Origin of the sequence: Falsihalocynthiibacter sp. S25ZX9, assembly GCF_041205405.1 — a bacterium.
GTDB lineage: Bacteria > Pseudomonadota > Alphaproteobacteria > Rhodobacterales > Rhodobacteraceae > Falsihalocynthiibacter > Falsihalocynthiibacter arcticus.
Genome location: NZ_JBGFCD010000390.1, coordinates 1 through 272, shown reverse-complemented (window position 1 = coordinate 272; position 272 = coordinate 1). Strand labels below are relative to the sequence as shown.

General features: G+C 55.5%; 1 protein-coding gene. It reads left to right on the top strand.

All coding sequences use genetic code 11. The features are described from left to right. On the top strand, positions 1 to 272 hold a 272-nt coding region (locus AB9F29_RS22710; RefSeq protein WP_369757350.1), incomplete at both ends, for an acyl-CoA dehydrogenase family protein.

Sequence of the window (272 nt, the reverse complement as noted above, 5' to 3'; positions counted from 1 at the left end):
CTCCTTACGGACACGCGCTGTGAAAGATGGCGAAAGCTATACCGTGACGGGCAACAAAACGTGGATAACCAACGCCGCCCGAACCCACGTGATGACCCTCTTGGCGCGGACCGACACCTCAAGCGATGACCACAAGGGGCTCTCCATGTTCTTGGCTGAGAAACTTCCCGGTACGAACGACGTACCTTTCCATACGCAGGGGATGAGTGGCAGTGAAATCGAGGTTCTGGGCTATCGCGGCATGAAGGAATACGAACTGGCATTTGATGGGT